General features: G+C 41.0%; 12 protein-coding genes. 6 read left to right on the top strand and 6 right to left on the bottom strand.

Going from position 1 to position 14,184, the window contains the following annotated elements; genetic code table 11:
• Positions 1–41: 41 nt before the first annotated feature.
• A complete protein-coding gene (locus ACR5KR_RS11020) occupies positions 42–479 on the bottom strand; it encodes a secondary thiamine-phosphate synthase enzyme YjbQ (protein WP_448266546.1) in 438 nt (145 codons plus the stop codon).
• Between the two features lie 102 nt (positions 480–581).
• Complete coding sequence (locus tag ACR5KR_RS11025) at positions 582–1,751, bottom strand: pyridoxal phosphate-dependent aminotransferase (RefSeq protein WP_448266548.1); 1,170 nt, start codon at positions 1,749–1,751, stop codon at positions 582–584.
• Between the two features lie 442 nt (positions 1,752–2,193).
• On the opposite strand from ACR5KR_RS11025, the gene ACR5KR_RS11030 reads away from it, so the two are divergent.
• The 4 genes from ACR5KR_RS11030 to ACR5KR_RS11045 all read left to right on the top strand — a co-directional run bounded on the left by ACR5KR_RS11030 (position 2,194) and on the right by ACR5KR_RS11045 (position 6,661).
• A complete protein-coding gene (locus ACR5KR_RS11030; RefSeq protein ID WP_448266550.1) occupies positions 2,194–3,186 on the top strand; it encodes a hypothetical protein in 993 nt (330 codons plus the stop codon).
• A gap of 284 nt (positions 3,187–3,470) precedes the next feature.
• Entirely contained in the window at positions 3,471–3,662 is a 192-nt protein-coding gene (locus ACR5KR_RS11035) for a hypothetical protein (protein ID WP_448270164.1), read from the top strand.
• A 90-nt stretch (positions 3,663–3,752) separates the two neighbouring features.
• The gene (locus tag ACR5KR_RS11040) at positions 3,753–4,904 is read left to right on the top strand and encodes an AI-2E family transporter (protein WP_445626512.1); all 1,152 of its coding nucleotides are present in this window, start codon (positions 3,753–3,755) and stop codon (positions 4,902–4,904) included.
• A gap of 587 nt (positions 4,905–5,491) precedes the next feature.
• The gene (locus ACR5KR_RS11045; RefSeq protein ID WP_448266551.1) at positions 5,492–6,661 is read left to right on the top strand and encodes a homocysteine biosynthesis protein; all 1,170 of its coding nucleotides are present in this window, start codon (positions 5,492–5,494) and stop codon (positions 6,659–6,661) included.
• Between the two features lie 128 nt (positions 6,662–6,789).
• Here the strand turns inward: ACR5KR_RS11045 and ACR5KR_RS11050 are convergent, their stop codons facing one another.
• On the bottom strand, positions 6,790–7,812 hold the full coding sequence (locus ACR5KR_RS11050; RefSeq protein WP_445626510.1) for a hypothetical protein: 1,023 nt from the start codon (positions 7,810–7,812) through the stop codon (positions 6,790–6,792).
• A gap of 378 nt (positions 7,813–8,190) precedes the next feature.
• Between ACR5KR_RS11050 and ACR5KR_RS11055 the strand changes: the two genes are divergently transcribed.
• A complete protein-coding gene (locus tag ACR5KR_RS11055) occupies positions 8,191–9,084 on the top strand; it encodes a tetratricopeptide repeat protein (RefSeq protein WP_448266552.1) in 894 nt (297 codons plus the stop codon).
• 146 nt (positions 9,085–9,230) lie between these two features.
• Here ACR5KR_RS11055 and ACR5KR_RS11060 read toward each other — a convergent pair whose 3' ends face one another.
• The 3 genes from ACR5KR_RS11060 to ACR5KR_RS11070 all read right to left on the bottom strand — a co-directional run bounded on the left by ACR5KR_RS11060 (position 9,231) and on the right by ACR5KR_RS11070 (position 11,805).
• On the bottom strand, positions 9,231–9,851 hold the full coding sequence (locus ACR5KR_RS11060) for a TMEM165/GDT1 family protein (protein ID WP_445626508.1): 621 nt from the start codon (positions 9,849–9,851) through the stop codon (positions 9,231–9,233).
• Positions 9,852–10,160: 309 nt separating this feature from the next.
• Entirely contained in the window at positions 10,161–10,625 is a 465-nt protein-coding gene (locus tag ACR5KR_RS11065) for a DUF29 domain-containing protein (protein ID WP_448266553.1), read from the bottom strand.
• Positions 10,626–10,845: 220 nt separating this feature from the next.
• Positions 10,846–11,805, bottom strand: coding sequence for a protochlorophyllide reductase (locus tag ACR5KR_RS11070; RefSeq protein WP_448266554.1), 960 nt, complete (start codon positions 11,803–11,805; stop codon positions 10,846–10,848).
• Between the two features lie 586 nt (positions 11,806–12,391).
• Between ACR5KR_RS11070 and ACR5KR_RS11075 the strand changes: the two genes are divergently transcribed.
• Entirely contained in the window at positions 12,392–13,798 is a 1,407-nt protein-coding gene (locus ACR5KR_RS11075) for an AAA-like domain-containing protein (protein WP_448266555.1), read from the top strand.
• Positions 13,799–14,184: the final 386 nt, after the last annotated feature.

The following is a 14,184-nucleotide window of genomic DNA, read 5'->3' on the forward strand; positions in this document are numbered from 1 at the left end:
GATTTAGGTTGTTCTCAGAGCATTGCAGGTGTTAAATTGGATTATTCACCAGAAATTTGCACAAATACCGTTCTTTTACGCGGGCCATCCAACTCAAAAAACAACACAGATTGCCAGGTTCCCAAAGCTAATTTACCATCCACAACGGGAATTATCTCACTTGTGGTCAGCATCATTGCCATCAAATGAGAGTGAGCATTAATCGGCTCATCTTCTGGGACATCTCTTAAATGCAAGTCATTATGCAAATAGCTGTCTGATGCAGGTGCGATTTTTTGCAAGAATACTTTTATATCTTCTAATAATCTGACTTCATTTTCGTTGATAGCTAAGGCTGTTGTTGTGTGTCGAGAAAATACTAAAACTTGTCCATTTTTAATTGGGGTTGAAGCAAGAAAATCTTGAATTTGTGGGGTGATATTATGAATATTAATTTTTGGCTCAGTTTCAATTTCAATTAACTTATTAATAATTGGCATCTGTTGAATTTTATATTTGGAATTGCGAACGAGGTACGCTAACACAGCTTAACGCCTTTTTGAAGGAGGCAGTTCTTGCTAGAGGCAGGAATTGAATGACTTTTAACTCCTAACTATAGTTTCCAAACCTTGTACTAATCTTTCTATACCTTCTTTTGCTGTCTCTTTTTGTAAAGCCCCATAGGCAACGCGTAGATAGCATCCGTCATCTATGCCAAAAGTTGTACCTGGAATAACTGCGACTTTATGTTCCTGGATTAGTTGTTTGACTAATTCAAAAGCATCCATCTGGGTATGAATTTTGAGAAAAAAATAGAAAGCGCCATTGGCAGGGATAATGCTACATAAGCCTTGTAGACGATTAAGGGATTCTAATACTAGTTGGCGTACCTGAGCAATTGCTCCTATATGACTCTTCAAATATTCCTCTTTTGCCTGCAATGCCCCTAAAGCTGCATATTGAGAAATGACTGGCGGGCAAATCAAAATTGTATCTTGGACTTTTTTAACAGCGACAAGTAAGTGTTTGGGAATCACCATGTAGCCAATGCGCCAACTAGCAAAACCGTATGCTTTGGAAAGGCTATAGAGAGAAATGGTGTACTCGCTGCTATTACTAAATGAGCCAGGTGAAACGTGTTTTACTCCGTTATATGTAAAGTATTCATAAGCTTCATCGCTGATGTGGTAAATACTGTGAGTAGCACAAATTTGATTTACTTGGCGCAATGCGGCTTCAGAATAAACAACTCCAGTGGGATTATTTGGTGAAATCGTCACCACAGCCCGTGTTTTAGGAGTAATTGCTTGAGCGATCGCTTCTTTTCGTAATTGGTAATTTTCATCCGTCGCCACTAATACCGCACGACAACCAGCCATTGCAATCGCCATTTCGTGGTTGAAATAGTAGGGGGTATTCAGAATAATTTCATCGCCTGGGTTCGCGATCGCAAGAATGGCATTCATAAATCCCATATTGCTCCCTGCTGTCACAACAATGCAGTTTTCCCCGTTGATTTCAATCCTGTTGAAGGCTTGCAATTTTTCCGCAAGTGCTGTCAGTAGAAGGGGAATTCCCTCAACTGCTTTGTATAAATTATTGGTGGGTTCGACTAAGAATTTGGCTAAAAATTCTATGGCTTCATGTGGTGGGTTGTAAGAAACAACACCTTGTCCTAGAGAAATGGTTCCAGGAGAGTTTTTAATCAGTTCCCCAACCACAGGAATAATTGGCGATTGTACCGCCTGCATACGAGAGGTTAGGGATTCCATATTTTCTTGCCTATGTACCTGCTTTTAGTATCTCTTACTGTGTTGTTTTTTGCTGCATACATTTCTGTTTTTAACCGATTTGTACCTTTAAAATTTTCTTTTAAAGCCAATTAGGTATACTTAAACAGGTCTAAAGAACATTTAGACTAGGACTTACGCAAGTGTCACCAAAAAATCGGATTTGTAGTTTGTAGTCAAGGCTTTAGTCTTTATTTTGAAGACTTTAGTTTTCTCTTTCAGAGACGCTAACGCGAATGAGACACTGCGCCAACACTGCGAACTGAAAATAATATGCCAATTGCGTAAGTGCTGTAGACTATACTTTACGAATACTTTACACAGATTTTAAGCTGGATTGATATTAGTGGATATCTATCTTTTGGGGTGTAAGTTAGAATGCAATTAGAAAGTTAAAGCTTAAATACTATTAATTAGTAAAAATATGTTGATTTCACAACGTGGCATTATCACCTATGCTTACGGAGCATCTTATTATCTAGAAATGGCAAAGTCCTTAGCACGTTCTCTACGTCTTCATTCACCAAATATTCCGCGTGCTATTGTTACCGATCGTGAAGATGATAAAGATTTGCTAGAGCTTTATGATTGCGTTATAAATCTTAGAAAAGAATACGGTTCTAACGTCAAACAAAAGCTTCACGTTTATGATTATTCTCCATTTAAATACACACTTTGTATTGATAGTGATTGCATAGCAGTAAGGGATATTAATTTTATTTTTGATGATTTTAAAGGCAGAAGTTTTAGTGTGCCAGGTAATGTATATCTTCAAGCAGGTGATAAAGATAATTTCATTGATGTAGATGACACACTCCAACGATTTAATCTGACAAAATTACCTAGATTTAATGGAGGTCTCTATTATTTTGAAAAAAACGATACTACGAAGGCCTTTTTTGAAACAGCACTAGAATTTTCAAGAGACTGGAAAAAGCTAGGTATTAGTGAATTTCGTGGTGATGGCCCTAATGATGAACGTATTTTTGGTCTAGCTATGATGCTACATAATCAAAGTATGTTTGAAGATAAAGGTCTGATGATGCGAACACCTATCGGTCTTCGTGGTTCTTTTAATATAGATGCTATTAAAGGTAAATCTACTTTTCAAAAATACAATCAGGTGGTGTCTCCGGCTCTTGTACACTTTGCCTGCGTTTGGGGAGAGCATCCGGTATATCATCGTGAAGTCACAAAGTTAAAAAACCTAGATAAAGATGCAGCCCACCAGGTCAAGTCTAATATATTTTCCGCAATTCAGTATAAGTTTGGCTATCAGATTGCTTTATTAAGATATATAGCTAAACGTGTACCAAAAAATCCTAAATATATTCAAGCTAGAGTGAAAAAACTTTTGATACAACTGTCTGAGTTGATTAAAACTAAATATAGAATTGAGGCAGTTCAGAACAAATAAAGTTTGCTAAAACTCTGCATTCCTTTGTGCTTAATTTAAATTACTCAAAGGCTGTTTTGGTTACTTTCTGTAAAGCTTTAATAGTGTATAATGTGCTGTCTGAGGTTCAGGCAGCACTAACAAAGTGTAATAGCGATCGCGCCTCACATCCTTCGCTTCTGACAGGTACTAGAAATTATATTTTTGTGAAAACTACAAGGATTGTATCTGTGGGTTTATTCTAGAAACTATACGGTACAGCGCAAATTTGTATGTACCACAAAAATCTGTATTGCCGTACTTTTATGGAAAATCAACTAGGATTAATTCTAAAACTGCTTTTACTCTCGGCTTTGTTATCGGTATTGATTAAGTATGCAGGGCCAAGTCTAGCAATTCCGGCGACAGCAACTAACGCGCTGATTATAGTATTCTTGCCGGTTGCGATTGTAGCGATCGCTCTACTGTGGCGATTTCAAGCAGAAAAACAAAATTAACTCAATAGTTTTACGCACAAGTTCCTAAAATCAGCTAACCTAGCTTAATTACAATAAAATTGCATCTTGGCAACGGTTAGGAGTTAGCCTGTGAACCTCGGTCAATGGATCGGCTTAATCGCCATAGTTCTTTCTTTATACATCTTGTGGCAAATTCGGGAAGTGCTTTTGCTGATGTTTGCCGCAGTTGTGTTAGCCACCACCTTAAATCGGCTAGCGAAACGCTTCCAAAGCTTTGGGATGAGGCGCGGATTCGCCGTCCTCCTAGCAGTAGCTATCTTTTTCGCAGGTGTCGTGGGTTTTTTCTGGCTAATTGTGCCGCCATTTGCCCAGCAGTTTCAAGAACTAACCTATCAAGTTCCTAGAGGGTTTGGACGCTTTAATAGTTGGCTTGATGCCCTGAGAACTCGTATTCCTGACCAGTTAGTTCCTTATATCCCAGATATTAATAGTCTCATCCAACAAGTACAGCCTTTCGCCAATCGGCTACTGGGAAACTCCTTTGCTTTTGTATCTGGTTCTTTAGAAGTCGTTCTCAAGATTTTGCTAGTGTTGGTTTTAACAGGAATGATGTTAGCCGACCCAATGGCTTACCGCAAAGTATTTGTGCGGCTTTTCCCTTCATTTTATCGGCGGCGGGTAGATGGGATTTTAGATAAATGTGAAGTCTCTCTGGAGGGATGGATTACAGGCGCTTTCATTGCCATCTGTGTAGTGGGAGTGATGAGTCTGATTGGCTTATCAATTTTGCATGTCAAGGCAGCACTTGCTTTAGCGGTTTTAGCGGGATTTTTTAACTTGATTCCCAATTTGGGGCCAACAATGAGTGTAATCCCAGCAATGGCGATCGCCTTCTTAGATGAACCTTGGAAAGCGATCGCTGTCTTGATTCTCTACTTTATTATTCAACAAATTGAGAGTAATTTCATCACGCCTGTTGTGATGGCGCATCAAGTCTCATTGCTGCCAGCCATAACCTTAATTGCCCAGCTATTTTTCGTCACTTTCTTTGGCTTTTTAGGATTATTTCTAGCCCTACCCCTGACTGTTGTCGCTAAGATTTGGTTGCAAGAAGTGTTAATTAAAGATGTTCTGGATGAATGGGGAAATAATCATACACAAGAGACTGAATTTGTAATAGTTTCTCAATCTCCAGAAGCCGATGAGAATTGGAAAGCAGAAAATACAGACATTAAGAAGAAGCCATCGATTGATGATGACATCTTGAAACCAGAAGATTAGTCATTCAATTTTTGATTACAGAAAAAGGCGATCGCTTTTGGTCAGTGAGACATGAGTTCAAATCTCGTCCGGGTTTCTAAAACCTTGACCTGGTAGTTTAGCGGTAAAACACCACGACTTAAAGATTAAATTTGCAGAAACCGGAAATTAATTAGGCAGAAATTGTGAAATAACAACTGAAAGTTGTAAACTTTTGGTACAAACCCTTAGAGATGGACATTGCTTATTTAAATTCAGTAAATCCACTTAATTCTAACCATACATTTGATTGATAATACAAAAACTTTTTATAGTAATTTTACTTAGAAAAAAGCATTTTGGATACAGACAGCTTGTTTGCTCCAAAAAATATATCATTTTAATTTTGCAATCCTTGAATTGTTTTTTGGAATTTTATCCTTATTCGGGGTGTTAATGTCGGGCAGAGATTGGCGATCGCTATTTGGAGATGAAATTATCCAAAAGCCTCGATCGTCTGCGCTCACAAAGAGCAATGAAAATTTCTTTTCCCTACTCCCTAGTTACAGACGCGATTAATCGTGTTTCTCCCTATTTACCATTCAGCAGGAAGCGCAAGCACTGAGAAGATGCGAACAATTGCAGAAATTAACGAAAAAATTAAGCGCCAACGTGCGGTGGTGTTGACAACTGAAGAATTAAAAGCACGAGTTGTAGAAATCGGTGTTACTAAAGCTGCTAAAGAAGTTGATGTAGTTACCACTGGTACTTTTGAGCCGATGGAATCAAGTGGTGCAATTATCAATCTGGGACATACCGATCCCCCAATAAAAATTCGCCGTTGTTGGTTAGATGGCGTGCCAGCATACTCTGGTTTTGGGGCAGTAGATTTATATTTGGGTGCGAGTTGCGCTGTGGAGACGATGGATGGGGAAGAAGTGCGAGAACGTGGTGGCGGTCATATAATCGAAGATTTGATCGCTGGTAAATCTATACACGTGAAAGCGCAAGGACAAGTAACAGATTGTTACCCCAGAGCAAATTTTGAAACTACAATTACCAGTGACACAATTAATCAGTTTTATTTATTCAATCCGCGCAATCTTTATCAAAATTTTATTGTTGGTGTAAATGGTGGCGATCGCCCCCTCTTCACCTATCTCGGCCCTTTACAACCGCGTTTGGGGAATGCTGTTTATTCTAACCCCGGTGCGATTTCCCCCTTACTCAACGACCCCGATTTGCAACTCGTTGGTATAGGGACTCGAATTTTTTTAGGCGGCGGTATTGGCTATGTCGCCTGGGAAGGCACTCAGCACTTTCCCTTACAAAAGCGTTTAGCTAATCGTACACCGATCGGGCCTTCCGCTACTTTAGCTTTAATTGGTGATGCCAAACAAATGGATGCTCATTGGGTGCGGGGGTGTTACTTCAAAAGTTATGGCCCCTCATTAATGTTAGGTGTTGGGGTACCACTACCTGTATTAAATGAACAAGTAATTGAACACTGCGCTGTCCAAGATCGAGACTTAGTAGCCCCAATAGTAGATTTTTCCATTCCCCGGCGCGTCCGTCCCACCTTTGGTTTGGTGAGTTACGCCCAACTCAAATCTGGGTGGATCGCCATAGAGGGCAAAGCAGTACGCTCTGCCCCCTTAGCGAGTTTGTTTTTTTCTAGGCAAGTCGCCTTAGAGTTGAAAAAGTGGATCGAAGCAGGTACGTTTACCCTGACAGAACCAGTTTCTCCAATTCCGATGGAGCGATCTTTTCTACCCCAAGACCGTCGAACGGATTTTTGATTGGGGGGAGTGCGGGAACAGGGGAGCAGGGAGACAAGGGGGACAAGAGGAAATTATTGAACAAATCTCCCCCATCTTCCTTGTCTACCTTGTCTCTTCTCCATACCCAATGCCCAATGCCCCATTCCCTACTCTTGAGTCGGTTTCGGTCGTTTGATAGGTTTAGGAACAGGTGTTCTTGGTATAGGTTTTGACACCACTGAAGGGTCGCCGCCTGTACTTGTTTTCTTGATGGGACGAGGGGTTTCGCCAGTGCGTCTGGGGGGGAATGGTTTTCTACCACCAGCACCACCAATGCCAGCACGAGGCCCACCTTTAAATGGTGGTTTGCGTTTTTTGGGTAAATCAGCGATCGCCTCAGCTTTTTCTACTACTAAAACGTCTGCTTCCCGCTTGGCTTGGAAGTCCCAGAATTTTCCCACTGCTTTGGTAGTTAGCACACCCCTCAATTTCAACTTAAAATATTTAGGTTTATCAGTTGATTTACGTGGAGCCTGCCTAATTTTGACTACCAAGCTTTTAGCATCAAAAGATTGGTATACTACTTCACCACGAACAGAAAAACCACCATCAGTAACTTCTGATGAAGGTCTGGGGGGAGTTGTATTTAGTTCAGAGTTCTCGGATAAGCCATCATCAAGTGTCTGTAATTGCAACTCCAAATCCGATTCGTCCTCATCTGTTGAGTTTTTAGCCAGATTTTCTGGCTCCCAAACTCCGACGATTTGGATGTGCAAGGTATCATTTTCTTGTCTGGTACGTGGATATACTACCCACAAGTGTTCTTTTTCTAAGTCTAGATGATTCTTGACTAAGCTCATAATCCGGCCTAGGAGGACGGCATTGAGTTCTACACCATCTGCGGTCAACAGCGTACCTTGAGTAAATTGTTCGCTGCTAGCATGATAGCGACCCCGGACTAACCCGATCGCTCGATACTGCATCGGTTCGCTGGGAGGTGGAATCGGTTGCTGGCGATTGATCGAGTTCCCATTTGAGTCAGTCTCGCTGGTGTTGACAGGCAAATTGTCAACTTGTTTAGAGGACTGGGCTGCTATGCGAACATTAGCGGCTGCCTCTACGTTAGTTGGGCCCTGGTTAGAGGCAGAAGAATTGGAAGATTCAGGCAACGGCATCAGGTCGGAATTCATAAAAACTCCTTGCGGCACAGACACATCCCATTGTGGGATTTTACAAAGGCAGCTGGAAAGAGCATTTGTGCGACTGATGAAAGTATATTGGCTTTTCACAAAATCACACTAGGGTACTCTATACAATCCTAAAGGCGCTAAATTTAATGTATAAACACTAAATGTCTAATTTAGCGGCTTTACACTAGTTTCGGAAGCATATCATAGCTACAATTCTGACGGCTCCTCCTAAAGTCATCACTTACTTTAGCAGTGTGGATAGTTAATTGTTATAAAATTCACAGGCAATTGGCGGTATTCCGCAAAGTTTTGGAAATTTTTAACTTTACGATTTGTGTAAATGATAATGTCATTAAAATTTAGGAGAAAGACAAAACCGTGTCTCAACCGCGCAATCGTTGGATAGTTCAAGTCGTCTTAGCGGTGGCAATTCTTGCTTTTGTGGGTGTTTCGGTGATTCCCATAATTGGAGCATTTAATAATACGCCACCCTCAAGTCAGAATACTGCTAGCACCAAAGGCAGTTTGTCCTCTGCTGACCAAAAATCAAAACTGGAAGACGAAGCACGGGGTTATGAACAGGTTTTGCAAAGGGAACCAGAAAATCAAACTGCGCTTAAGGGTCTGTTACAGGCGCGGCTGCAATTACTGAGTCAAAAAGATAAAAGTGAGGTTAAACCAGCTGATATCCAAGTTGTTATTGAACCCCTAGAAAAGCTAGCAAAACTGAATCCCGAACAGTCAGAATATTCAGTGTTACTAGCTCAAGCCAAACAGCAAATTGGCGATCGCGAAGGAGCCGCTCAAGCTTATCGCTCGGTTTTGTCCACGAAACCGGGCGATTTGAAGGCTTTGCAAGGAATGGTGGCTTTATTGATCAGTCAGCAACGCCCGGAAGCAGCCATTGGTTTGTTGCAAGAAACTCTCTCTAATGCAGCCCAAGCAAATACAATTCAGCCTGGAAGTGTAGATATAGTAGCGGTGCAGGTGCTGTTAGGTTCTGTTCATGCTTCCCAGAAACGCTACGCTCAAGCTAGCTCTGTATACGATCAGGCAATTAAGAAAGATCCCAAAGATTTCCGCCCCGTTGTGGCAAAAGCAATGCTCCTGAAACAACAGGGCAAAGACGCAGAAGCAAAACTTTTGTTTGATAGTGCCGTAGCTTTAGCACCTGCTCAGTACAAAGACGGAATTAAAAAAGCAGCAACGGCTTCCCCCCTCCCTACTCCTGCTGCATCTCCCGCGCCTCCATTGGAAAGTAAGCCTAAGTAGGGGGCATTGGGCATGGGGCATGGGGCATTGGGCATGGAGAAGAGACAAGGTAGACAAGGAAGAGGGGGAAGACAAGGAAGAGACTTGTTCAATAATTCCCCCTTTTCTCCTTGTCCCCTTGTCTCCCCTGCCTCCCCTGCCCCTGATCACGCTCCTTCAATGGCAGCAACAATACCAAAGACTAAAAATAGGCATCCGCCAATCAGGGTGAGTTGACGCTCAGAAATACGTCCGGCAATCATTTTGCCGCCGATAACTGCGATCGCAGCACAAATAGAATGTCCTAAAATCGCACCTATTGTCACTCCAATGGGGTTATTACCTGCGGCTAGGGCAATAGTGGCAATTTGGGTGCGATCGCCCCACTCTGCCATAAATGTCAACGTAAAGGCTTCTATGATAATTGCCAAACCAGTCTTTTGCTTTGGTAACTGCAAATCTGCTTGTTTCACCGCAGCTTCAGCTTCGTCCACAACTTCTGTATCACAAGCAGCAGCTGACATCTTACTAGCGTCATACAACAGCTTGATACCAAAGGCAATAAATAAAGCTATTTCGGCGTAATGAATATAAACTTTTGGCAACAAAGATACTGCTTGTCCAAATATCACCGAAAGGATTGTCATCGCCGCCAAAGCAGCTGTCACACCTGTAAACACCAGCCGCCGCGGGTGGTGCATTGCCAAAATTACAGCAATAAAAAATGTTTTATCACCTAGTTCTGAAACTGTAATTAGTAATAAACCTGCGGTAAAAGCTGTTAACACTCTCTCAAGCTCCTGAAGAATCGTTTACCGATGTGAAGCTTGATGAGAGCCAAAAGACCTCACCAAGTTTACACTTTTCGGTGTGAACTTAGTGAAGGTCTCGCTTTCAAATATTGATTACTTGCCATCTGAACCAGGCTCATCGCCAGTATGTTGATTCAGATGTACTGGCTTTCAAGTTTTTTGCCAGCAGCTACTCCCCTTCTATGCGTCCGTCATTATACATATTTTCCATGTATTAAGTCAAGAGAGTAGGCATATAGAGGTATAACTGTAGAGTGAAGCGGTACATCCAGACCGATTCAGGGCTTACTGAGGTAAAAACTCATCATCTGTGACTTCTGCTAGCTGGTATGGGCAGTTCAGAGGAAAGGATTCCATTGACAAGCCAGTTTCAGCTTTTGCTTGCTTAACCGCTTGTGTGTAACACTCAGCAAAAACTATCTCAAGATAGGATTTGAGACTAGGTGAATCATCTAGAGCTTCTTTGACACGTCTACGATGTTCAATTATGCTTCCTTCCCAGCTACCACTTCTTTTGTCCGGCTGAAATTGCCATTTGAGCAAATGCATCAGAATTACAATCAAATTACTCTTGAGACTCCGGCGTTCACTCCTTCCCATATCGGCAATTTCTTCAATTAGGTTCTCCCACTCAACGTTTGCGTAATCCTGACTTTGCAATTTTTCTACAGTCGTTTCTATCCATTGCAAGTAATCAGTTTCATATAGCGTTTGGGAATGCGCCTTTAAAGAAGACATAGCAGTTTCCATCAGAAATGTTTAGATAATTTTTCGTATCTATTTACAATTAACATCAGTGCGTTAACAAAGTGTAACGCACCCTACGAACTCTAGAAATTGGGAGGTATTAATTTTGTTAAAGGTGTAGTCTCACATTCTAGTTTGTAAAGGTTAAGATGTTCTGTTGACTCATCAGTATTGAGTGGAACGGTGAACACTAGATGAGCATAGTTTGTCTGTTTTTGTTCCATCATGCAAGTCCAACCAACTTGGCACTTAATTCCCACATACGATCGCCTTTTTCGTCATCGCGGGCTTGAGGAGAGACTTTTTGCACAAAAGACTTACCATCTTTCTTCTGGCGATTTCCCCAACTCCAATAAACACCGGATTGATTATACTCAGGATCGGCAACCACGGCAGCAACTCGTTCTCCCGCTAACTCTTGAGACACATATCCCCCAGTGATGTACTTCTGGAACAAGGGGAAGATTTTCTGAAACAGGGGATAGTGATTTCTAAATAACGGCGTTTCTGCAACACATCCCGGATAAAGAGAACTGAAGACGATACCAGTTGACTCGTGATAGCGCTCGTGCAGTTCCCGCATAGTCAGCACGTTGCAAACCTTGCTGTCTTTGTAAGCTTTAACTGGTTCAAATTTTTTGCCATCAATCATCGATATTGGCTCTTTAAATCCTTCTGCAAAGCCTTGCAAATCGCCTAAATCGGGACGTGGTGGAATCTTTCCACCTAGTTCGTCTGGATTGTGCGTGACTGTTCCTAAAATTACCAGCCTTGGCTCTAAAGATGATTTCTTCAGATCCTCCAGCATCAGGTTGCACAATAGGAAATGCCCTAGATGATTAGTAGTGACAGTTAACTCGTAACCTTCTGGACTGCGTAACGGCTCTTTGATTAAGGGCATATAAATTGCAGCGTTGCACACCAAAGCGTCTAGAGATTTGCCAGTGGCTCGGAAGTTCTTCACAAATTGTCGAACACTTTCCAAGGAGCCAAGGTCAATATGTATGCTGGTATAACTGTTGTAGGGGATTTCCACACTTTGGGCTGCTTTTTGTGCCTTTGCTAAATCCCGACACGCTAACACCACATACCATCCCCTTTCAGCAAGAGCTTTTGCAGCATACAAACCCACCCCTGAAGAGGCACCCGTAATTACAACCGTTGGCTTTTGATGTTGTTCCATTCTGTTCAGCTCACATTGACTGTCTCTAGAATCTCATACCAGCGAGCCATCGTTGTCACCAGGTTTTTCAGGGCTGTATTTAGGCTAAACTAACGACCTTCGATCGCTCTGGTGAAAACAATAATCGAAGCAGAAAACTGAAACTATGACTAAATCAAGGTTTGAGGCTTTATTTTCTAATATAAATTCACAAATGTAAATGTAGCCAAAACCTGGAAAGTGAGGTTCGTAAGCCTTGCAGCAATTGCTTTCTTTAAGAGTGATGGAAGAGCGCTAAGTAAGTGGGCGAGAAAATCCCCAAGTATTTTACGAAATGTAAATACAGCACATACTTTACAAATTCGTTATTTCACCGTTTTTACAAAACTAAATATATATTGGTTTGATCGTGCTTGCCGACTTAATCTCTATACAAAAAACCTTCAAAAAAGTAATTATAATCACATTCTTGGTATAGTGATGAATGCAGCAATATCAACTTTTTTTGATTTCAAATATTTTTTTTTTCAGAGAGATTTCAGATGTATATTGTTACCAGGCTTAAAAGTATAAGCAAATTGCCTAGCTGTTTAACAACTTCTTCTCTGTGGATAAGCTTCTACAATCTGTAAAAAAAATTCTCCAAGACAAGCCTCTCGATCCAATTCAGTGGTTCGTGCTTTCTCAATCGTGGTTGGGTAAAACTTATGGTGAGATGGCAGAGGTATCAGGCTACGGCAACAATTACATCAAGGAAGTTGGTTCTGAGTTGTGGCAAGACCTTTCGATCGCACTTGGGGAAAGAATAACGAAAAAAAATTTACATTTAGCTTTGAAGAAACACTTGCAAGACGAGATAGATAATCAAAAAAATCAGATTCAAGAAAAGTTGGGTGAAGAATCTAGTTTAGAAATGATTTCTCCAGACTTTTTTTCAGCAAGCAAGATAGAATTTCCCAGCGGCCCTGTAGCACTAAATTCTCCTCTTTACATCAATCGCCCTTCTCTGGAAGAACTTGTTTGTAATGAGATTTTACAACCTGGTTGCTTAATCCGGCTCAAAGCACCTAGAAAGATGGGAAAAAGTTCTCTACTCAATCGGATGATTGCTTATGCGAAAGAGCAAGATTATCAAATTGTTTGTTTGGACTTTCAAGAAGCTGACCGAGATGTTTTTGTTTCTCTGGATAAATTTTTGCGTTGGTTTTGTGTAAATGCCAGTAGGCAGTTAAATCTCCTTCCTTGTGTAGATGATTTTTGGGATATAGAAATGGGCAGCAAGGTAAGCTGCAAAATCTATTTTGAAGCTTATTTGTTGCAATACATTAATGATAATCCTTTAGTTTTGGCTTTGAATGAAGTCCATCGGATTTTTGAACATCCCAATATTGCCCAAGACTTTCTGCCAATGCTACGATTTTGGCATGAACAAGCAAAGCAAGATCGGATTTGGCAAAAACTACGGATGGTAGTGGTTCACACCACAGAAATTTATATTCCGCTCAAGCTCAACCAATCGCCTTTCAATGTTGGGATAACAATTACACTGCCACCATTTACCCTTAAGCAAGTACAGAGTTTAGCATTACGTTACGGACTAGATTGGGCAGGAAACTTGGAAGGGGCAAAACGCCTTGCACCCCTACAAGCAATGGTAGGAGGACATCCCTATCTGGTGAGCCTTGCATTTTATCATCTATGTCAGGGTAGAATGACGCTAGAGGTGTTATTAGAAACTGCATCTACACCAGTAGGAATTTACAGTCAGCATTTACGAGAACTGTTGACACTACTGCAAGCAGAACCAAAATTAATGTCAGCTATGGAACAGGTAATTGCCACAGATGAAAAAGTGGAGTTAAACGCGATCGCTGCTTACAAGTTAGAAAGCATGGGTTTGGTTCAACTAAACGGCAATCAAGCTAGCGCCATGTGTGAGTTATATCGTCTTTATTTTAGCCAACAGTTTGGAAAGCAAAATAGTGCTAATATTTCTTATGAATTTACCAGCTAGTTTTGAGTGTTCATACTAAACACTAAAGTTTTGACTACGAATCTAATTATTCATCGATATTATCAGAATTTTATTAACTGTCACAATCCAAATGTGTCAATTAGACTTCTTGCATAAGTCGGGAAAAGGGAAAGGGGGAAGGGGAAAAGGGACTCATGTTAAAGGGAAAGGATTTTGAATTTCTTTATCCTTTTACCCTTTAGAGCTAATTTGTCAACTCAAGTAAAACACTTGTCTAATCAGGGTTTCAGTAATTTAAGTCAATACAGCACTTATTCGCTGAAACTTAGACCTAGCAATGAGTTAAGTACCCTTCAGATTTTCTTTACGAATCAGCTCTTACCCCGACCAATGCCAAGAAGTCTATTGAGATATAGAAGAAACTT

The organism is Nostoc sp. DSM 114159 (genome assembly GCF_053470285.1).